The following is a 20371-nucleotide window of genomic DNA, read 5'->3' as shown; positions in this document are numbered from 1 at the left end:
AGATGAGAACGTTCTCCTGGGCGGATTTCGCCTCGCTGTTCACCGCCATGCAATGGACCGTGGCGCTGGTATGCATCGCGCTGGCCGTGGGCGCGCCGCTGGGCCTGGGACTGGCGCTCCTGCGCGGCCACCGCCTGGCGCCGCTGCGCTGGCTGGCGGCGGCGCTGCAACAGCTGGTGCAGGGCGTGCCGCTGCTGGGCCTGCTGATGTTCTTCTACTTCGGCATGCCGGTGTTCCTTGGCGTCGAAGTCCCCGCGATCGCGGCGGTCAGCGTGGCCTTCATCATCTACGCGGCGGCCTTCCTGGGCCAGATCTGGCACGGCGGCATCCAGGCCGTCAAGCACGAGCAATGGGAAGCCGCCGCCTGCCTGGGCCTGTCGAAGTGGCATCAGTTCCGCCATGTGATCGCGCCGCAGGCGCTGCGCCTGTCGCTGCCGCCCACGGTGGGCTTCCTGGTGCAGCTGATCAAGGGCACCTCGCTGGCCTCGGTGGTGGGCTTCGTCGAACTCGCGCGCGCCGGCCAGATCGCCAGCGCCGCCACCTTCCAGCCGCTGCTGGTCTATTCATGCGTCGCGCTGCTGTACTTCGCGGCGTGCCTGCCCCTGACGATGTGGGCGCGTAACCTGGAGGACCGCCTGCATGGCGCTCGTTGAAGTCCGCAACATCCACAAGCGCTTCGGCGCCAACCATGTGCTCAATGGCGTGTCGCTCGACATCGACGAGGGCGAGATCGTCACCATCATCGGCCGCTCCGGCTCGGGCAAGTCCACGCTGCTGCGCTGCCTGAACGCGCTGGAGAACGTGGACGACGGCGAGATCCGCGTCGGCGGCGAGCATGTCCACGCCACCATGCCCGGGCTGCGGCAATTTCGCCAGCGCGTGGGCATCGTGTTCCAGCAGTTCAACCTGTTCCCGCACCTGAACGTGGAGCGCAACATCACGCTGGCGCCCGTGCTGAACGGCCGCATCAGCAAGCCGCAGGGCCGCGAGCTGGCGCTGGACGTGCTGCGCCGTGTCGGACTGGCCGAGAAGATCGACGCCTGGCCCGCGCTGCTGTCGGGCGGCCAGCAGCAGCGCGTGGCCATCGCCCGCTGCCTGGCGATGGCGCCGGCGCTGATGCTGTTCGACGAGGTCACCTCGGCGCTGGACCCCGAGCTGGTGGGCGAAGTGCTCAAGGTCATGGAAGACATGGCGCGCCAGGGCATGACGATGGTGCTGGTCACGCACGAGATGGCCTTCGCGCGCAACGTCGCGTCCAAGGTCGTGTTCATGCACCAGGGCCGCGTCTGGGAACAAGGCCCGCCCGCCGAACTGTTCGCCCATCCCCGCACGCCCGAGCTGCGCCAGTTCATCGGCACGGCCGCGTCCGCCGTCCACTGAAAAAAACCAAGCCATTCCATCCCGGAGACATCGCATGAAACTGTACGCAAGACTGGCCGCCGCGGCCGCCTTCTGTCTTTCCCTGGCCGCGCCCGCGTCGGCCGCCGACAAACTGCAGGACGTGCTGGGCGCGGGCAAGCTGCGCGTGGGCGTGCTGATGGACGCCGCGCCCTGGGGCTTCAAGGACGCCAAGGGCGAGGCGGCCGGCCTGGACATCGACCTGGCCCGGCTGATGGCGGCCGACATGGGCGTGAAGCTGGAGCTGGTGCAGGTCACCGGCGCCAGCCGCATTCCCAGCCTGCTGGCCGGCAAGGTCGACGTGCTGATCGCCGCCGCAGGCGCCACGCCCGAGCGGGCGCAGCAGGTCATGTTCTCGCAGCCCTACGCGGCCGTGAACCTGGGCGTGTACGGCGGCGACGCCATGCCGCAGGCCAAGACGGTCGACGAGCTGAAGGACCGCAGCATCGCGGTGGCCAAGGGCTCGACGCTGGACATCTGGCTGACCGACAACGCGCCCGGCGCCCGCCTGGTGCGCTTCGAGGACACGCCCTCGGCGGTCGCCGCCTATCTGGCGGGCCAGTCCGAGTCCTTCGCCGAGAACAGCGCCATCGCGCTCAAGGTCGCCGACGACAATCCCGCCAAGGCGCCGCAGCTCAAGTTCCTGATCCGCCAGTCGCCCGCCCACGCGGCGGTCCAGCAAGGCCAGCAGAACCTGCTGAACTGGATCAACACCTTCCTCTTCTACAACCGCCTGAACGGCAAGCTGCCCGCGTTGCAGACCAAGTGGTTCAAGGAAGCCCAGACGCTGCCGCAGATGTGAACGCCCATCAAATCCAGACACGAGAATCCATCATGATCAAGCGCTACAAATCCGGCTCGCGCATGAGCCAGGCCGTGACATACAACGGCTTCGTCTTCATCGCCGGCCAGGTCGCCGACAACCGCCAGGGCACGCTGGAATCGCAGACCCGCGAAGTGCTGGCCAAGATCGAGGCGCTGCTGGCCGAGGCCGGCAGCGACAAGTCCCGCCTGCTGGCCGTGGACGTGTTCCTGCCGGCCATCGGCGACTTCGACGCCATGAACCGCGTCTACGACGCCTGGGTGGACCCGGCCAACCCGCCGGCGCGCGCCTGCGTCGAGGCCCGCCTGGCCGATCCCGACCTGCGCGTGGAAATGACCGCCATCGCCGCGCTGCGCTGAGCGCCGCCCCCCCCTCCACTCCCACGCGCCGCCCGACGGCGCAGCAGCCCCCCCTATGCACACCGGCCTGTTTCACGAGATCGATTTCGACGCCGACGGCAAGACGCTCAGTTTCCTGGGCACGCCGTATTCGGTGGACCGTTCCCCCTACTACCAGATCAAGACCCCGGTCTGCCGCATCCGCAACGGCCAGGGGCCGCGCGTGCTGCTCATGGCCGGCAACCACGGCGACGAGTACGAGGGCGAGATCGCGCTGGGCCGCCTGATCCGCCAGCTGGACCCGGCCCGCGTGCGCGGCGAGATCACGATCCTGCCCATGGCCAACGTGCCGGCCGTGATGGCGGCGCGGCGCCGCTCGCCGCTGGACAACGGCAACCTGAACCGCGCTTTCCCCGGTTCACCGGGCGGCACGCCCACCGAGCGGCTGGCGCATTTCCTGGAGCATGAGCTATTCCCGCGCCACGACGTGGTCTTCGACATCCACTCCGGCGGCACCTCGATGGCGCACCTGCCCACCGCGCTGATCGAAAAGCAGGCGGACCCGGCGCGCATGGACCAGGCGCTGGCCCTGCTGGCCAGCCTGGGCATGGACCACGCCTTTGTCGCCGCCAACGGGCGCGACGCGCCCACCTCGATGGCGGCCGCCGCCCGCGCGGGCGCCATCGGCATCAGCGGCGAATTCGGCGGCGGCGGCACGCTGACGCCGGCCACGCTGGCCACGACCCAGCGCGCCATCGACCAGCTGCTGCTGGCGCTGGGCGTGATCGACGCCCCGGTGCTGGGACCGCACGCGCCGGCCGACGGCCGCATGCAGCTGCTGGCCCTGGACAGCCACGCCCAGGCCATCTTCGCCACGCGCCGAGGCTGGTTCGAGCCCGCCGTGGACATCGGCGCCCAGGTCCGCGCCGGCGACCTGGCCGGCTATTATCACGACCTGAACCGCCTGGACGCGCCCGAGGAAGCCCTGCATTTCGGGGTATCGGGTATCGTCATATCCCGGCGGCTGCACACCGACAGCGAAGCCGGCGACTGCCTGATCCAGGTGGCGCGCCCGGTCGAGCAAGCTGATATCCTGGCGGCCGCCTGACCCCGGCCCCGACCCACACGACTCCCACCAGCATGAGCGACCGGCACGCGCCCTCCTCCGCCCCCACCCACGACGACGTCCTGCGCCTGCGTCCCGACGCGCCGCCGCTGGCGCCGCGCGCGCTGCCGCCGGCCAAGCCGCCGCGCATCGAGGAAGTGGCCAGGCTGGCGGGCGTGTCGCCGATCACGGTGTCGCGCGCGCTGCGCCAGCCCGAGAAGGTCGCCAAGGACAAGCGCGAACGCATCCTGCAAGTGGTGGCGCAAACCGGCTACGCGTCCAACCCGCACGCGCGGGCGCTGCGCTCGGGCCAGTCCAGCGTGGTGGCTGCCTTCGTCTCCAACATCTTCAGCCAGCAGTTCGCGCTTGCCGTGCAGGGCTGCGCCGAGGTGCTGGAGCCGCAGGGCTATCAGCTGATGGTGGGACAGACCTCGTACTCCTACGCCAAGGAGACCAGCATGATCGCCTCGCTGCGCGCGCTGCGGCCGGCGGCCGTGCTGTTCACCGGCGTCATCGAGCTGGAAGAGAACCGGCAGTCGCTGCGCGAGCTGGGCATTCCCATCATGGAAACCTGGGCCTATCCGCGCGATCCCATCGACATGCTGGTCGGCCTGTCCAATTACGACGCCGGCTTCATGGCGGCCAGCCACCTGGCCGAACACGGCTACCGGCGCGTGGCCTTCATGGCCCGCCACGGCGGCCGCGGCGAATTGCGCCGCCAGGGTTTCGCGGCCGCGGCCGCGCAGCGCGGCCTGGAGGTCGTCGCCGAACTGGCCGTGGACAATCCGCAGACCATCGCCGATGGCCGGGCCGCGCTGGCCCGGCTGCTGTCGCAAGGCGGCAAGTTCGACGCCGTATTCTGCGCCAACGACCTGCTGGCGGTCGGCGCCATGTTCGAAGCGCGCGACCGCAAGCTGGCCGTGCCGCGCGATCTCGCCGTGCTGGGCTTTGGCGAAACCGACATCGCCGGCGAGATCCAGCCTGGGCTGACCACCATCGGCGTGGACAGCCTGGGCCTGGGCCGGCGCGCCGGCGAAATGCTGCTGCAGCGCCTGGGCGGCGGCATGCCGGCCCATCCTCACCAAGTGATGCCGCTGCGCATCCACGCGCGCGCCAGCGTCTGACCACGCCCCTCCGGCGGGACGGGCGCCCGCCCCTGTCCTGGGTATATGCTTGCCGTACCGTTGTCCCATTTTCAGAACGGCAGGAAAACCCATGCACGACTTGAACGACCTCTATTACTTCGTGCAGGTCGTCCGGAACGGCGGCTTCGCGCCCGCCGGCCGGGCGCTGGGCATACCCAAGTCCCGCCTGAGCCGGCGCATCGCGCTGCTGGAGGAACGGTTGGGCGTGCGCCTGATCCAGCGCTCGACCCGCAGCTTCGCGGTCACGGAGCTGGGCCAGGAATACTACGAGCAGTGCCTGTCCATGCTGGCCGGCGCCGAGGCCGCGCAGGAAGTCATCGACCGCACCCACGCCGAGCCGCAAGGCACCATCCGCCTGAGCGCGCCGCCGGCGCTGATCCACTATTTCCTGGGCGAGCTGATCGCACGCTTCATGGTCAAGTGCCCGAAGGTGCAGGTCTACCTGAAGAGCTTCAGCCGTCCGGTGGACGTGCTGCGCGAGGGCTACGACCTGGCCGTGCGGGTGCGCTTCGGCCCCATCGAAAGCAGCGATCTGGTCATGAAGCCGCTGGGCATGAGCGGCCAGCGCCTGGTCGCCGCGCCCGCGCTGGCGCGCGCCGTGGCGCTGCCCGCGGATCCAGGCGCGCTCGGCCAGCTGCCGACGCTGGCGCTGGGCATCGACGGACGCGAAAGCCACTGGAAGCTGGACGGGCCGGACGGCGCCCGCCTGAGCGTGCCCTTCTCCCCGCGCCTGGTGACCGACGACATGATGGCGCTGAAGCAGGCCGCCGTACAGGGCGTGGGCGTGGCGGCGCTGCCCCTCCTGATGATCCGCGAGGAACTGGCGGACGGTCGGCTGGTCGACGTGGGCCGGCCCTGGGCGCCCGAGCCTGGCAGCGTGCATGCCGTGTTTCCATCGCGCCGGGGACTCTTGCCCGGCGTGCGCGAGCTGCTGGATTTCATGGGCGCCGAATACCAGAAGCTGGCCCGGCGCGAACGCGAGGAATGCCGGGAGCTGGGCGAACGCCCCTAGTCCGGCAGCGGGCTTGCCCGCCTGTCGCGGACTGCCGACTCGGAACAGATCCAGGCCTCATGTCCGGGCAGCGTCCTGCGGATAGGACGCTGCGGCCGGTTTTCGACGGCTACCGCCGCGGCGGGCCGGATTCTAGGATGAAGCCTCATTCTTCTTTTCGGAGTCCGCCATGACCCCCCCCGCCAACTTCAACGGCCAGCGCCCCGCGATCGATCCCGACGATGCCGCCATGCTGCTCATCGACCACCAGAGCGGCCTGTTCCAGACCGTGGGCGACATGCCCATGCCCGAGCTGCGCGCCCGCGCCGCCGCCCTGGCCAGCATGGCCACGCTGAGCAAGATGCCCGTCATCACCACGGCCTCGGTGCCGCAAGGTCCGAACGGCCCGCTGATCCCCGAGATCCACGACAACGCGCCGCATGCGCAATACGTCGCGCGCCGGGGCGAGATCAACGCCTGGGACAATCCGGAATTCGTCGCGGCGGTCAAGGCCACTGGCCGCAAAACCCTGATCATCGCCGGCACCATCACCAGCGTCTGCATGGCCTTTCCGTCGATCAGCGCGGTCGCCGACGGCTACCGCGTGTTCGCCGTGGTGGATGCCTCGGGCACCTACAGCAAGATGGCGCAGGAGATCACGCTGGCGCGCATCGTCCAGGCCGGCGTGGTGCCGATGGACACGGCCGCCGTGGCCTCGGAACTGCAACGCACCTGGAACCGCGAGGACGCGGCCCAGTGGGCGCAGGTCTACACCCGGATATTCCCCGCCTACCAGCTGCTGATCGAAAGCCACGCCAAGGCGCAGGACGTGGTGCGCAACGGCGAGGCGCTGGATTCACAGCGCTGAGCCCGAGTCCCGGCGGCGCGGCCGGACCTATTTCTTGCGGAAGGGATAGGCCTGCTGCGCCAGGAACGTGCCCGGCATGTCGTTGTCCAGGATGCCGTAGTTTTCCGGCAGGCGCCTGCTCACGCCGCGCACGGCGGTGCCGAACAGGTAGTCGATGAAGGACAGGTGCGCCGCGTAGTTGCGGTCGATGGCCTCGGTGTCCGACGAGTGATGCCAGTGGTGGAAGTCCGGCGTCACGATGATGTAGCGCAGCCAGCCCCAGGGCAGCTTGACGTTGGAGTGGATCAGCACCGCCTGGAAACCGACGATGATGATGTAGGCATCCAGCACCGGCTTGGAAAAGCCCAGCGCGAACAGCACGCCCAGCACGGCCACGCGCGTGATCAGCAACTCGACGATGTGCAGCCGCGATCCGGCCAGCCAGTCCAGCGTGCGGGTGCTGTGATGCACCGCGTGGATGCGCCACAGGAACGGCACCTCGTGATAGGCCCGGTGCGCCGCGTACTGCACCAGGTCCGCCACCAGCACCGCCAGGAACAGCTCCAGCGCGTAGGGCAGGCCGACGATGGCCTGCTGCAGCGGCTCATACGCGGCCCAGGAAAACAGCCGGTGCACGAAGAAGTTGATGCACAGCAGCACCGCGCCCACCGACAGGTGGTTGAACAGGAAGTGCTTCATGTCCACCTGCCATTCCGTGCGGAACACGGGCTGGCCGTCATACAGCGGGAACAGCTTCTCGAAGATGATGAAGACGGTGCTGGAGGCCAGCAGGTCCAGGATGAACCAGTCCAGGCCCAGGTAGGGATGGTGGCCGGTGTTGGAGGTGGTCACCACGACCTGGCTGCCGCCGGCCGCCACCGCCCCGCAGACCAGGGCGAAGGCAGCGATGTTGAGCCAGCGCTGGCGGCCGAAGACGATGTTGGCCAGCGCGATGGTGCCCGAGACAAGCAGCGCGCCGAACAGCAGCGCGCGCATCGCGTCCACGGAATAGAAGGCGCGCAGCTCGGGCGTGGTGAGATAGGCCGGGAAATGGAACGCCAGCACGCCCAGCACCGCCAATATCGCCAGGAACAGCGCGATCACGCCGCTGATCATGCCGGTGCCGGGACGAATGTGCCCGTCCTGCCTGAACAATTCCCAGATCTGGCGATAGATGGGCGCGCGCTGTTTCATTTCATTCCGATGACGACTCCACGGGGCTGCGAGTGTATCGCCGGGCCCGCCGGGCCATGTAAGCAAACGTGAGAAGACGCGTGCAGATCTGCCCCCTTGCCCCATCCGCCGCCGGCTTGCGGTCGGTCAAGCCCGATAAAACTGGCGGATACCCGCAAGATTGACAAGGGTTGCGGCTTGCGTTGTCATGGAACCGACACTTCCAAAGCTCGCGCGCGCCCTCCGTGGGTTCGTGCTTTTCCCTGACCCGGACCCAGCAGAGAGGCCGTCATATGTTCCCTGAATACCGTCAACTCATTACCCAGCTGAAATCCGAGAACGCCCATTTCTCGGCGCTGTTCCAGCGGCACAACGCGCTGGACCAGCAGATCCAGAACATGGAGGCCGGCATCGTCCCGGCGTCCGGCAACGATGTGGAAGTGCTCAAGAAGGAAAAGCTGCAACTGAAGGACAAGCTCTACGGCATGCTTCGGGCCGCCGACGGACACGCCTGAGCGGCCCCGCGCCTCGCGCCGGGCACGGTTCATGCCCGGCCCGCCCTTGATCTCCTGACTCGCTCGCCCCGGCCTGCGCGACCCCGCGCAAGCGCGGGGCGTTTCAATTGGGCCTCAAACCGCGCCCGCGCCATCAGCCAGAAAAATAAGCCGTACTAATCATGGATTAGGATATTTAGATTTTCTAATCCATCCCGCATCGATAGTCTGTCGCCCTTTCCCACAGGTGCGATATGACCCACGCTTTTCTTCCCGGCTTCCTGCTCGGCCTGAGCCTCATCCTCGCCATCGGCGCGCAGAACGCCTTCGTGCTGCGCCAGGGACTGCGCCAGCAGTACGTGTTCGCCGTGAGCCTGACTTGCGCCCTGTCCGACGCGATCCTGATCGCCGCCGGCGTCGCGGGCTTCGGCGCCGCGGTAGCGGCCTTGCCGTGGCTGGAAACCGCGATGCGTTACGGCGGCGCCGCCTTCCTGTTCCTGTATGCGGCGCGCAGCCTGCGCGCCGCGCTGCGCAGCAATCACGACAGCCTGACGCCGTCCGAGAATCAGGCGAACGGCCTGTGGACCACGCTCGCCACTTGCCTGGCCTTCACCTGGCTCAATCCGCACGTCTATCTGGATACCGTGGTGCTGCTGGGTTCGATTTCAAGCCAGTACGAAGGGCAGAAAATCGCCTTCGCCCTGGGCGCCATCTCGGCCTCGTTCCTGTTCTTCTTCACGCTGGGCTATGGCGCGCGCCTGCTGCGGCCGCTCTTCGCGCAGCCGAAGGCCTGGCGGGTGCTGGACCTGCTGGTGGCCGTGGCGATGTTCTGTATCGGCCTGGGACTGCTTATCTGAATTTAGATGGAACCCACACTGATCACTATGAAGCAAGAGTACTAGCTCTTTGAGAATCGTCTCATATATCTCCCCCTTTGCCCCGTCCATCATGAACCGCTCCACCACATGCGCTTCCCATTCATGAAGGAATTCACGGTGATATCGGCATAGGCAATCGCGTCCCTGCTGCGCTGGCGTTCCTTCCCCCAATGGGGCAAGGAATCCCTACATGCCGTTTCGTATCAATCCGATCATGGCGGGGCTGCTCGTCGCCCTGCCCAACCTGGTCCTGGCCGTCGAACACGGGCAGATCACCATCAACGACCCCGCGGGCGCCACCACCATCGTCCTGAATCCGGACGATACCGTCACCCATGCCGGCGCCGGCGCGGCGATCGACATTTCCATCGCGGGCAACAGCCTGAACGCGGACCGGGCCGTCATCACCGCGGGCGACCCCAACATCACAAACAGGTCGAGCGTCGGCCTGCGCGTCAGCGCGGGCGGCGCGGCCACGTTGACAGACAGCAACGTCTCGAATGTGGGAGCTGGCCAGAACTCCCATGCGCTGTCGGTCACGGGCGCGGGCAGTTCCATCAGCGCCCGCGATACCACGGTGAGCACCGCCGGGAACAATTCGCACGGTCTCCTGGCCGAATCCGGCGCGCGGGTCACCCTGCAAGGCGGCAGCATCGAGACGACGGGCATCGGGTCGCATGGCATCGACGCTTCCGGCGCGGACACGCTCGTCAAGGTGAATGGCACGACGATATCAACCACAAGCACTTCCTGGATCTCCACCGGAGTTCAGGCCTACCAAGGCGCGCGCGTCGAGCTGACCGACAGCACGATCTCGAGCCTGGGCGGCAAGGGCATCGAGATCTTCAATGCCGACAGCGTCGTCACGCTCAAGAATACCGACGTAAGCACGGACCAGAACGTGGGTATCACCGTCAACGGCGGCACGCTGACCATGACAGGCGGCTCGATATTTTCCCGGGGCGGCGCGGTCTACCTGGGTTCGAACGGCAACGCCAACGCCACCATTCGCGACGCGTCGCTACGCAATGAAGCCGGCATAGGCATCAACATCAACGCAAAAGATACGTCCGCCACCCTGGACAACGTCATCCTCGAGTCCATGGGCGCGCAGAGCACCGGCATCTGGATGCCCTCGCTCGGCAACACGCTGACAGCCAACCGGCTGACGCTGGAATCCGGACTCATCGGCATCGACAGCCGCGCTGGCGACGTCGTCCTGACGGACAGCGTCATCACCACGCGGGGCAACAACGGCCATGCGCTGTACATGTCGCTCCAAGACGGCAACGGCGGCACCATCGAGGCAAGCAACACCACGATCCGGACCCACGGCGACCTTGCCGTAGGCGCCCTGGCCCGCCTGCGCGGCGCGAACATCGTGCTGCGCGACTCGACCATCGACACATCCGGCACGACCGCGCATGGCCTGTTCGCCAGCGGCGGCGGCAGCGGCATCAGGACGCGCGGCACCGCCATCAAGACCCTGGGCAACAGCGCTGCCGGCCTGGCCATGAGCAACAACACGGCAGTCTCGCTGGACAGCAGCAGCATCGACACCGCCGGCGCCGATGCGCGCGGCGTCTGGAGCTATGGAACCGCCGCCAGCGTCAGCAACACGCTGAGCCTGGGCAATGGCTCGCGCATCGACACGCAAGACGCGGTGGGCCTGCTGGTGAGCGGCGGCAGCCACCGGATCACGCTGGACCGCAGCGACATCACGGCGCGCAGGGACGGCAGCACTGACGATGGCATGCTGCTATATGCGCGCTCCATCGATGTGACTTCCGGCGGCGTCACCACCACGGTCGAAACTGGCCAGATCCGCCTGGACGCCAGCGCCTCGGCGCTGACCGGCGACGTGCTGATCGAAAGCGGCGCGCTGGACATGGATCTCACGAACGGCGCCACGCTCACCGGCGCCGTCTGGCAGCGCGGCAACGGACGCGTCAACAGCCTCGCGCTGGACGGTAGCAGCGCCTGGAACGTGCGCGGCGACTCCACGCTGGACACGCTGAAGAACGCCGGCAGCGTGACCTTCACGCAGCCGCAATCCGGCGCGTTCAAGACCCTGACGGTCAAGAATTACGAAGGCGGCGGCACGCTGGCGATCAATACCCGGCTCGGCGACGACAACTCGCCCACCGACCGGCTCGTGATCGACGGCGGCGCGGCCACCGGCAATACGGGATTGCGCGTCATCAATGCCGGCGGCGTCGGCGGCCAGACCACGCTGGGCATCCGCGTGGTGGAAACCATCAACGGCGGCGTCACCGCCAGCGACGCCTTCCACCTGGACGCCGGCTCCACCGGCTACCGCGCCAGCATCGGCACCCTCGCCCTCAATGGCTACGACTACAGCCTGGTGCGCGGCGGCAACGGCGGCGTGGCCGACGACTGGTATCTGACCTCGGAATACACCGAACCCACCACGCCGCCTGGCCCGACCGATCCCCTCGATCCCATAGATCCGACGGATCCGACGGGTCCCACCGATCCTACCGGCCCCGTCACGCCCACCGACCCGGTCGCGCCGCCGGAAATCGATCCGTCCGGCTTCAGGAACGTGTCACCGGAAACCGGCGCCTACGCCGGCAACCAGCGCGCCGCCATGAACCTGTTCTCGCATGGCCTGCGCGACCGCGTCGCCGTCTCCGATGCCGACAACGGCAGCCGACTCTGGACCCGCGTCCTGGCCCGCCACGACGGCGGCCTGCGCATGGCCGAGGGCAAGGTCGAGGTCGATACCGACAGCACCCTGCTGCAGATCGGCGGCGACGTGGTGCGCGCCCGCCTGGGTCATTCCGGCGTGCTGCAAGCCGGACTGATGGCCGGCTACGGCGACGCCCGCACGCGCTCGGACGCCACGCTGCGCCTGCCCGGCTCCGGCCAGACCGCCCAGGCCCGCGCGCGCGGCAAGGTCTCCGGCTATTCGGTCGGCCTGTATGCCACCGCCTATGCCAACGACGCCACCCGCCTGGGCGCCTATGCCGACGCGTGGCTGCAATACGGCCGCTACGACAATCGCATCAGCAGCGACCTGGGCGCCGTGCGCTACGACGCCGACGTCTGGTCCGCCTCGCTGGAAACCGGCTACGCCCTGCGGCCCTTCGCCGCCGGGTCGGCGCTGGCCGATGTCGTGGTCGAGCCCAAGGCCCAGCTGCTCTACAGCCACTACAAGGCCCAGGACGCCACGCTGCAGGGCACCCGCATGCAGAGCGGCAAGCGCAACGCCGTCACGACACGCGCCGGCGTGCGCGTCTACCCCAAGGCCGCGCCCGACGCGCCGCAGCCGAAGATCCGGCCGTTCCTGGAAGCCAACTGGGTCCACGCGCCCGGCACCCCGTCCGTGCGCATGGGCGCGAACACGCTGGATACGGCCCCGTCTCGCAACGCGCTCGAACTCAAGCTCGGCGCGCAGGGACAGATCGGACGCAATGTGCAGGTCTCGGCCCAGGCCATCGGCCAGCTCGGCAGCGGCGGCCAGCGCGGCTATGGCGGCATGCTGAACGTCAGCTATCGCTGGTAGTTTCCGTTGGCGGCGCGGCGCGCCGCCAGCTTGGGTAAACCCTTGCTATTTTTGGCGCCAAAATAGATTTATATTTTCGCCAAAACCCATCCGTTTCCCCAAGCTTCGCGGCGCCCGACGCCGCCCCACGCCCATGACCCAGATCACGCAATTCCCCTTCGTATCCGTATCGGGCGCGCCCGAGGCGCGTGGCCGTTCGTATGGCCAGCAGGCGGCGGACCGCGTCCGCAAGAGCGCCGCCATGTACGGCCAGACCCTGGTCTCGCTGGGCTACGACGCCATGGCGCGCGGCCAGCTGATCCAGGGCTTCGCGCGCGAGATCGAGCAATTCGCGCCGCACTACCTGGAGGAAATGCGCGGCATCGCCGCCGGCGCCGGCGTGACGTTCGAAGACGTGGTCATGATCAACGCGCGCACCGAAGTGATCGCCAAGGCCCGCGCCGAAAAGAAGAAGGCGGCCGAGCTGGAGCCGGGCGACGGCTGCACCGGCGCGCTGATCCTGCCCTCGCGCTCGGCCAACGGCCGGCTGATCCACGGCCAGAACTGGGACTGGCGCGCCGAATGCGCCGACACCGCGATCGTGCTGCGCGTGCGCAACGACAACGGCCCGGACATCCTCACCTTCGTCGAGGCCGGCGGCCTGGCGCGCAGCGGCCTGAACGGCGCCGGCATCTCCATCACCGCCAACTACCTGGAATCGGACCGCGACTTCCAGCAACTCGGCGTGCCGCTGTCGCTGATCCGCCGCAAGGTGCTGGAACAGGAGCATTTCGCGCTGGCCATCAAGGCGGTCAGCACCACGCCGAAATCCTGCTCCAACAACATCATGCTGGGCATGGCCGCCGGTTTCGGCGTGGACTACGAGTGCACCACCGACGAAGCCTTCCCGATCTACCCCGGCGCGGACGACCTGATCGTCCATGCCAACCACTGGGTCAGCGAAGTCGCGCTGGGCAAGCTGCGCGACACCGGCCGCGCCAGCACGCCCGAAAGCGCCTACCGCGACTGGCGCGTGCGCCGGCTGCTGAACGAAGCGCCCAAGCTGACGCGCGAAGATCTCAAGCGCGCGCTGTTCGACGACTTCGGCGCGCCGTATTCCGTGTGCCGCCCGCCACGCCCCGGCAGCCACGACAATCTGTCGGCCACGGTGGCGATGGTGGTGATGGAACCCGCCGCCGGACTGATGGAGGTGGCCCCGCTGCCCGCGCTGAACCGCGTCTTCACGCGCTACAGCCTGCAGGACGAACCCCTGCTGCTGCCCGCCGCCTGAACGCGGCCGCCACCGGAAACCCGCCCATGAAGACCATCCTGTCCAGCGCCGCGCTGGCGGCCTCGCTGGCCCTGGCCGGCGCGGCCCAGGCCGGCGCGCCGCTGCGCATCTCGCTCACCGCCGACATCCGCTCCACCGAGCCCGGCGTCAACCGCGACAGCAACAGCGACGCCGTCGTGCTGCACATCGTCGAAGGCCTGGTGGCCTACGGCGAGGACGCCGAGGTCCGCCCCCCTGCTGGCGCAGTCGGTGGACATCAGCCCCGACGGCACGACCTACACCTTCACGCTGCGCGACGGCATCCGGTTCCACAACGGCGCGCCGCTGACGTCCGCCGATGTGCTGTGGTCCTGGCAGCGCGACACCGCGCCCGCCACCGGCTGGCGCTGCGCCAGCGAATTCGATGGCCGCGGCGCGGTCAAGGTGCTGTCGGTGCAGGCGCCGGACCCGCGCACGGTGGTGTACCGGCTGGAGCGCCCCAGCAGCCTGTTCCTGGCCACGCTGGCGCGCACCGACTGCGGCGGCACGGGCATCGTGCACCGGGACTCGGTCAAGCCGGACGGCGCCTGGGACAAGCCCATCGGCACCGGCCCCTTCATGCTGGCCGAATGGAAGCGCGGCGAGTACATCCGCCTGGCGCGCTACGCCGGCTATGCCAACCGCGACGGCAAGCCCGACGGCTATACGGGTTCGAAACGGCCGCTGATCGACGAAGCGCGCTTCGTGATCGTGCCGGACGATTCCACCGCCAAGGCTGCCCTGCAGCGCGGCGACATCGACATCATCGAGGACCTGTCCAACAGCGACGTGCCGGTGTTGCGGCAGGATCCCAATGTGCGCGTCGCCTACGCGCCCGTGATGAGCATGACGGCGCTGCTGATGCAGACCCGCGATCCCCTGCTGGCCGATCCGCGCCTGCGGCAGGCGCTGGCGCACGCCATCGATTACGCGCAGCTGGCCGCCGCCGTGACCGAAGGCCTGGCCCAGCCCAACAATTCGATCGTGCCGCTGGTGTCGTCCTATCACGGCGCGGCGCAGCGCCAAGGCTGGCAATACGATCCCGCGCTGGCCGCCAGGCTGGCGCGCGAAGCCGGCTACAAGGGCCAGGAGCTGACCATCCTGACGACCAGGCGCTATCCGCAGTCCTACAACTCGGCCGTCATCGTGCAGGCCATGCTGCAGGCGGCCGGATTCAACGCCAGGCTGTCGGTGCTGGAATGGGCCGCCCAGCTGGACCGCTACAACGCCGGCAACTACCAGCTGATGACCTTCCCCTACTCGGCCCGGCTCGACGCCGCGCTGAACTACGAGATGGTGACTGGCGACAAGGCCAGGCAGCCGCGCAAGGTCTGGGACAACCCGGAAGCCGCCAGGCTGATCGAGGCCGCCTCGGCGGAAACCGACCACGGCAAGCGACAGGCGATCTTCGATCAGCTGCACCGCCTGTTCCTGGCCGATGTGCCCTCGATTCCGCTGTACAACGGCCTGGACATCGGCGCCTTCCGCAGCGACATCAAGGGCTACCGGCCCTGGGCGGTGAAGAAGCCGCGCGCGTGGGAAGTGGAAAGAAGCGGCTCCTAGCGCGCCGCTCAGTCGGCGAACAGCTCCGCCGCGACGAAGTCCACGAAGGCCCGGATCTTGGGCGACAGCTGGCGGCTGGACGGCCACAGCACGTGAAAGACCATCTCGCGCTTGTTGTAGTCGTCCAGCACGGTGACCAGCCTGCCCTGCCGCAGTTGCTCGCGCACCGCGATTTCCGGCACGCAGGCGATGCCCAGGCCCTGCTCGGCGAAGCAGACCTGCGGGTCCAGCGTGTTGGTCACCATGCTGGCGGGCAGTTCCAGCGCCGGCTCGTCCGACGCGCGGCCCAGCGGCCAGACATCCAGCTTGCCGGTGCTGGGAAAGCGGTACAGCAGGCAGGCATGGCGCGTCAGGTCCCGGGGCTCGCGCGGCCAGCCCGCCGCCTCGAAATAGGCGGGCGCGCCCACGATCACCTTGCGGCAAGCGCCCAGCCGCCTTGCCGTCAGGCGCGAATCGCCGGGCTCGCCGGTGCGGATGACGGCATCGAACCCCTCTTCGATCACGTCGACCAGCCGGTCCGAGTAATCGATGTCCAGTTCGATGCCCGGATGGCTGCGCTTGAACTCCCCCAGCTTGGGCATGAACAGCGTGCCGACCGACGGCAGGCTGATGCGCAGCTTGCCGCGCGGCTCGCTGCGGGTCTGCAGCAACTCATCCTCGGCGGCCTCCATTTCGTGAAGGATGCGGCGGCAGCGCTCCAGGAACAGCGCGCCTTCCGGCGTCGGGTTGATCGTGCGGGTGGAGCGGTGGAACAGGCGCACGCCCAGCCGTTCCTCCAGCCGCACGATGGCCTTGCTGACGGCCGATGCCGAAATGCCCAGTTGCTGCCCCGTCGCCGTGAAGCTCCGGGTATCCGCGGCACGGACGAACACGTGCAGCGCGCTGATGTTGTCCATGCCTGCCCGCCCCCATTCATGACTACAGAGTCATTAGTGTTTGAAACTTTAGCCTGTTTTTCATTTATCGGCCGTCCCCCACACTGCGTCCCAGCTATGGGCCTGCCGCCTTCCGGCGCGCCCGAACCTCGATGAAAGGACGAGAGCATGACGACGATGACCGCGCGGACCGCCGCGCATCCCGACGCGGACAAGCTGCCGCTGGGCGCGCTGCTGGCGCTGGCGATGACGGGCTTCCTGGCCCTGCTGACCGAGACCCTGCCCGCTGGCATGTTGCTGCGCATCAGCGCGGGCATGGGCATATCGGAAACGCTGGCGGGCCAGTTCGTGACGCTGTACGCCATCGGCTCGGTGGCCGCCGCCGTGCCGCTGACGGCGGCCACGCAGGGCTGGCGTCGCCGCCCGCTGCTGCTCGCGGCGCTGGCCGCGATCCTGGTGTTCAACACGCTGACAGCGCTGACCGACAACTACATCACGGCCCTGGCCGCGCGCTTCCTGGCCGGCATGGCGGGCGGCCTGATCTGGGGCATGCTGGCCGGCTATGCGCGCCGGCTGGTGGCCGATCCGCTCAAGGGCCGCGCGCTGGCCATCGCCGGCGTGGGCGCGCCCATCGCCCTGTCGCTGGGCGTGCCGCTGGGCACGCTGCTGGGCGATGCGCTCGGCTGGCGCAGCGCGTTCGGCGCGATCTCGCTGCTGACGCTGGCGGTCATGGCCTGGATCCTGGCGAAGGTGCCCGATTTCGCGGGACAGCCGGCCGGCAGGCGGCAGGGCGTCGGCCCGGTGCTGCGCAGCCCCGGCCTGCGCCCGGTGCTGGCCGTGCTGGTGCTGTGGGTGCTGGCGCACAGCATTCTCTACACCTATGTGGCGCCCCTGCTCGGCCCGGCCGGCCTGTCGGGACAGACGGACCGGGTATTGCTGACGTTCGGCGTGGCATCGCTGGCCGGCGTCTGGATCAGCGGGCTGCTGATCGACCGCAGGCTGCGCGCGCTGACGCTGCTGAGCCTGGCCGGTTTCGCGCTGGCCGTGCTGGCGCTGGGCCTGGCGGGCACGCATGCGCCGGCGGTCTATGTGGCGGTGGCGGCCTGGGGCGTGGCGTTCGGCGGTTCGCCGACCCTGCTGCAGACGGCCTCTGCCGAGGCGGCCGGCCCCGGGGCGGATGTGGCGCAATCGATCCTGGCCACGGTCTGGAACGTGGCCATCGCGGGCGGCGGCATCGTCGGCGGACTGCTGCTGGACGCCTCCGGCGCCGGCGCCCTGCCCTGGGCCGCGCTGGGACTGGCGATCGCCGCGCTGCTGCTGGCCGGATCGGCGCGCGCCCATGGCTTTCCGGCGGAGCCGCGCCACGCCCGGCGCGCATGAGAAGAGGCGCCGCATCCCGCCGGACGCCGGTGGCCGGCATGCCGGCCGGCCACCGTGTCGCGGTCAAGGCTTGATCGACGTGCCCCAGGCGCGCGGCTTGCCCTCCCAGACCGAGAAGCCCTGCACGCGCTTGCCGGTGGCCCAGGCATCGGCGCCGTTGTAGAGCACCAGCAGCGGCGTCTGCTCCAGCATCAACGCGTGCAGCTGGTCGAACAGGGCCTGGCGCCTGGCCGGATCGGATTCCAGGAAGCTCTCGTCGATCAGCTTCTGCGCCTGCGGATCGTCCCAGACCTTGCGCGGCTGCGCGGTCTTGTCGCCGGAGAACTGCTCGAAGCTCAGCGCGGGATCGATGCGCGAGGAGAACGTGAAGGAGCTGATCTGGTACTTGCCGGTGTTGTAGCGGTCCAGCTGCGTGGCCCACTCCAGCACTTCGATGCGGGCGTTGATGCCCACGGCCTGCATCATGGCCTGCGCCATCACGGCCACCTGGTAGCTCGGCACGTGGGCGCGCTTGTTGGCATAGATGACGATGGGCTCGCCCTTGTAGCCCGCTTCCTTCAGCAGCTGCTGCGCCCGCGCCGGATCGTGGCGGTAGGCGCGCTTCTCGGCCTCCTTGTAGTAGGCCGAGCCGGTGTGGACGGCGGAGTTGTTCAGCTCGCCCAGCCCTTCCGACGCCGCCGCCACGACCTGCGGAATGTCCAGCGCGGCGGCGATGGCCTGGCGCAGCTTGACGTTCTTGAGCACCGGATCCTGCGTCTGGAACAGCAGCGTGTGCTTGGTGGCGTCGTGCGGGGTCATGACCGCCACGGCGGGATTGCCCTTGAGCTCGGCCACGTCGGTATTGGTGATCTGGCTGGCGTCGATGGCGCCGGACACCAGTCCCGCCTTGGAGCTGGACGCGTCCGGCACCACCAGGAACTTGACCTCGTCGGCCAGCGCGCGCTTGGCGCCCACGTAGCCGTCCGGCTTGTCGCCGGCGCCAGGGGGGTGCGCGTAATCCTTGAAGGCCGTGAGCAGCACGTATTCGCCGCGCTTCCATTCCTTGAACTGGTAGGGGCCGGTGCCTATGGGCTTGTCCCAATTGCCATCGGCGCCCACCGAGTCCTTGTGCACGATGGCGGTCATGCCGCAATCGGTGCGCGCCAGCGAATCCAGGAACACGGCGGACCGGTGGCTGATCTTCATGACCACGGTGCGCGCGTCGGGCGCGGACACGTCGGTCACCTTCAGGCCGTTGCGCCCGTCGAAATCGCTGCGGCAACGCCAGTCGCTCTTGGGATCCATGTAGCGCTGCCAGTTCCACAGCACGTCGGCGGAACTCAGCGTGGCGCCGTTATGGAACTTCACCCCCTCGCGCAGCGTGAAGGTGTAGGTCAGCCCGTCCTCCGACATGCTCACCGATTGCGCCAGCAGCGGCGCCACGGTGCCATCCTCGCGATAGCCGACCAGGCCTTCCACCATGTGCAGCACCACGCCATCGGTGGTGTTGTCGCGGTTCACGCCCGGATTGATGGAGCGGATATCGGCCGGCTGCGCGATGGTCAGCACGGCCGCCGGGGCGGCGCCCGCCCAGGCCAGGGCAAGGCTGAGCGCGAGCGTTCGGGAAAGGGAAGGATGAGGCATGTGGGGCTCCGGGGCTTGCGGCGCCGGCTCATGCATTTTTGGCGCCAAAATTTGATGCACATTATGGATGCATCGAATCATGGCGCCATCGGGAGTATCCCTGAAGCGCGGCGGCAAGGCGCGCAAGACGGCCGGCCAAAAAGCACCACGGCGGCGATCCGTTGCCGGATGGCCGCCGCGTGCCGGGGGCGACAGCCCGCCGGATCAGGGAATGAGGCCGCGATTCGCGGCCGCGCTCAGGAAATGTCCTGGCCCACGTGCGCCGCGATGATCTTCTGCAGGCGCTTGACGTCGCGCGCCTCGAGCGCGTCGACCATGTCGAAATGCTCGCGCGCGGAGATCTCGATGCGCGCGCGCGTCACCCATTCCTTGGCCGGCGCCGCCGGCCCGCGCGCGCGCGTTTCCTGGATCAGCGCAACCAGTTCGCGGTTGCTGCACAGGTCGTACAGCGCCGCGTGGAAGGCCAGGTTGACCTCGTACTGTTCCAGCAGCGTGCCGTCCTGCAACAACTTGGCGAAACGCTCGGCCAGCGCGCGCAGCGCGCGCACCTTGGCGCTGGTGACGTTGGGCATCAGGTCGGCCGCCGCGCCGGTCTCGAGCAGGATGCGGATGTCGCGGATCTGCCCGTGCACGTCCGGATCCATGGCGTACACGTGATAGCCCCGGTTCGGGATGTGCGCGATCAGGCGCTTGGCCGTGAGCTGGTCCAGCGCCCGGCGCACTTCCAGGCGCGTGCAATCGTAGCGCTCCTGCAGATCGATCTGTTTCAGCCAGGCGCCGGCGCCATATACGCCCGACTGGATGTCGTGGGCGATACGGTCGACCAGGCCCGGCTGCGTCGCCGCCGCTTTCGGCATGGACCACTCCCGAGAATCAAATCCAAAGCGCGTATTTTATGCACACTCCCCGCCGGACATCGAT

General features: G+C 68.5%; 17 protein-coding genes and 1 pseudogene. 14 read left to right on the top strand and 4 right to left on the bottom strand.

Annotated elements, in window-relative coordinates:
* Window positions 1-2: 2 nt before the first annotated feature.
* The 8 genes from AC6LJ9_RS08170 to AC6LJ9_RS08135 all read left to right on the top strand — a co-directional run bounded on the left by AC6LJ9_RS08170 (window position 3) and on the right by AC6LJ9_RS08135 (window position 6668).
* Window positions 3-653, top strand: a complete 651-nt coding sequence (locus tag AC6LJ9_RS08170; protein ID WP_498147167.1) for an amino acid ABC transporter permease — start codon at window positions 3-5, stop codon at window positions 651-653.
* Window positions 640-1380 carry an amino acid ABC transporter ATP-binding protein gene (locus AC6LJ9_RS08165; RefSeq protein WP_498147166.1) on the top strand — a complete coding sequence of 247 codons (741 nt, stop codon included), beginning with the start codon at window positions 640-642 and terminating at the stop codon, window positions 1378-1380. Before AC6LJ9_RS08170 ends, AC6LJ9_RS08165 begins: the two co-directional genes overlap by 14 nt.
* Window positions 1381-1414: 34 nt before the next feature.
* Window positions 1415-2200, top strand: coding sequence for a transporter substrate-binding domain-containing protein (locus AC6LJ9_RS08160; protein WP_498147165.1), 786 nt, complete (start codon window positions 1415-1417; stop codon window positions 2198-2200).
* A gap of 32 nt (window positions 2201-2232) precedes the next feature.
* Window positions 2233-2580 carry a RidA family protein gene (locus tag AC6LJ9_RS08155; RefSeq protein WP_103275696.1) on the top strand — a complete coding sequence of 116 codons (348 nt, stop codon included), beginning with the start codon at window positions 2233-2235 and terminating at the stop codon, window positions 2578-2580.
* Window positions 2581-2635: 55 nt separating this feature from the next.
* Entirely contained in the window at window positions 2636-3667 is a 1032-nt protein-coding gene (locus AC6LJ9_RS08150; protein ID WP_498147164.1) for a M14 family metallopeptidase, read from the top strand.
* Window positions 3668-3699: 32 nt separating this feature from the next.
* Window positions 3700-4788, top strand: a complete 1089-nt coding sequence (locus AC6LJ9_RS08145) for a LacI family DNA-binding transcriptional regulator (RefSeq protein ID WP_498147163.1) — start codon at window positions 3700-3702, stop codon at window positions 4786-4788.
* Window positions 4789-4879: 91 nt separating this feature from the next.
* Window positions 4880-5821: a LysR substrate-binding domain-containing protein gene (locus AC6LJ9_RS08140; RefSeq protein ID WP_212317630.1), complete on the top strand. Its 942-nt coding sequence runs from the start codon at window positions 4880-4882 to the stop codon at window positions 5819-5821.
* A gap of 169 nt (window positions 5822-5990) precedes the next feature.
* Window positions 5991-6668 carry an isochorismatase family protein gene (locus AC6LJ9_RS08135; RefSeq protein WP_498147162.1) on the top strand — a complete coding sequence of 226 codons (678 nt, stop codon included), beginning with the start codon at window positions 5991-5993 and terminating at the stop codon, window positions 6666-6668.
* 27 nt (window positions 6669-6695) lie between these two features.
* Here AC6LJ9_RS08135 and AC6LJ9_RS08130 read toward each other — a convergent pair whose 3' ends face one another.
* On the bottom strand, window positions 6696-7841 hold the full coding sequence (locus AC6LJ9_RS08130; RefSeq protein ID WP_212317625.1) for a sterol desaturase family protein: 1146 nt from the start codon (window positions 7839-7841) through the stop codon (window positions 6696-6698).
* Between the two features lie 272 nt (window positions 7842-8113).
* Between AC6LJ9_RS08130 and AC6LJ9_RS08125 the strand changes: the two genes are divergently transcribed.
* The 5 genes and pseudogenes from AC6LJ9_RS08125 (at window position 8114) to AC6LJ9_RS08105 (ending at window position 15572) form a co-directional block, all read left to right on the top strand.
* Window positions 8114-8335, top strand: a complete 222-nt coding sequence (locus AC6LJ9_RS08125; protein WP_103275702.1) for an HP1242/YdcH family protein — start codon at window positions 8114-8116, stop codon at window positions 8333-8335.
* Window positions 8336-8568: 233 nt separating this feature from the next.
* Window positions 8569-9171, top strand: coding sequence for a LysE/ArgO family amino acid transporter (locus tag AC6LJ9_RS08120; RefSeq protein ID WP_498147161.1), 603 nt, complete (start codon window positions 8569-8571; stop codon window positions 9169-9171).
* Between the two features lie 211 nt (window positions 9172-9382).
* Window positions 9383-12721 (top strand): autotransporter outer membrane beta-barrel domain-containing protein, encoded by a 3339-nt coding sequence (locus tag AC6LJ9_RS08115; protein WP_498147160.1) that lies wholly within the window; start codon window positions 9383-9385, stop codon window positions 12719-12721.
* A gap of 133 nt (window positions 12722-12854) precedes the next feature.
* A complete protein-coding gene (locus tag AC6LJ9_RS08110) occupies window positions 12855-13991 on the top strand; it encodes a C45 family autoproteolytic acyltransferase/hydrolase (RefSeq protein ID WP_498147159.1) in 1137 nt (378 codons plus the stop codon).
* 26 nt (window positions 13992-14017) lie between these two features.
* Window positions 14018-15572, top strand: a pseudogene (locus AC6LJ9_RS08105) (ABC transporter substrate-binding protein).
* An 8-nt stretch (window positions 15573-15580) separates the two neighbouring features.
* Here the strand turns inward: AC6LJ9_RS08105 and AC6LJ9_RS08100 are convergent.
* A complete protein-coding gene (locus AC6LJ9_RS08100) occupies window positions 15581-16468 on the bottom strand; it encodes a LysR family transcriptional regulator (RefSeq protein WP_498147158.1) in 888 nt (295 codons plus the stop codon).
* 147 nt (window positions 16469-16615) lie between these two features.
* Here AC6LJ9_RS08100 and AC6LJ9_RS08095 point away from each other — a divergent pair, with 147 nt between their 5' ends.
* Entirely contained in the window at window positions 16616-17827 is a 1212-nt protein-coding gene (locus tag AC6LJ9_RS08095; protein ID WP_498147157.1) for an MFS transporter, read from the top strand.
* Between the two features lie 63 nt (window positions 17828-17890).
* On the opposite strand, the gene AC6LJ9_RS08090 is transcribed toward AC6LJ9_RS08095, so the two are convergent.
* Together AC6LJ9_RS08090 and AC6LJ9_RS08085 are read right to left on the bottom strand one after the other, a co-directional pair.
* Window positions 17891-19450 carry an ABC transporter substrate-binding protein gene (locus AC6LJ9_RS08090; protein WP_498147156.1) on the bottom strand — a complete coding sequence of 520 codons (1560 nt, stop codon included), beginning with the start codon at window positions 19448-19450 and terminating at the stop codon, window positions 17891-17893.
* 236 nt (window positions 19451-19686) lie between these two features.
* On the bottom strand, window positions 19687-20307 hold the full coding sequence (locus AC6LJ9_RS08085; RefSeq protein ID WP_212317571.1) for a GntR family transcriptional regulator: 621 nt from the start codon (window positions 20305-20307) through the stop codon (window positions 19687-19689).
* Window positions 20308-20371 lie beyond the last annotated feature (64 nt).

The organism is Achromobacter sp. 1011811831 (assembly GCF_059760905.1).
The sequence above is the reverse complement of the archived record's forward strand: the minus strand, read 5'-3'. Positions and strand labels throughout refer to the sequence as shown.